Source organism: Neptunomonas sp. CHC150 (assembly GCF_030397555.1).
Taxonomy (GTDB): domain Bacteria; phylum Pseudomonadota; class Gammaproteobacteria; order Pseudomonadales; family Balneatricaceae; genus Neptunomonas; species Neptunomonas phycophila.
In genome coordinates, this window is sequence record NZ_JAPNXU010000072.1 from 1 (window position 1) to 402 (window position 402).

Annotated in this window: 1 protein-coding gene; it reads left to right on the forward strand. The window is 44.3% G+C overall.

The features are described 5' to 3' along the window. Positions 1 to 402, forward strand: a 402-nt coding sequence (locus tag OW491_RS18225; RefSeq protein WP_290037309.1) for a GPO family capsid scaffolding protein, incomplete at both ends; no start/stop codon positions are given.

The window sequence follows — 402 nt, forward strand, 5'->3', positions numbered from 1 at the left end:
AGATGTGTATAAGAGACAGAATAAGCTTGGGCAGAAGCTGTTTACCTCCATAGAACCCAAGCCAGACTATAAAGGGCAAGGAAAGTGCTACCTGATGGGGTTAGCCGTGACCGATTCCCCTGCGTCGTCTGGTGTTTCATTACTTCAGTTTTCACGACAAGAAGGTCAAACCACAGAGCTGAGTTGCAGCCAACTGGAAGAAATCAGCCTTGATGAGTGTTACTCAAAAACAGACCGATTCTTTGCCTTGTGTAATGCCTTTTTCAATTCTGGTGATGAACAACCAGAGCAAAAACCTGATCCTGAACCAGAGGAAGAAAAAGTGACCGAAGAACAACTTAAAACTGCACTGAAAGAGCAGTTCGGCATCATGAAAGGTGAACTAAAGGATGAACTCAAGCA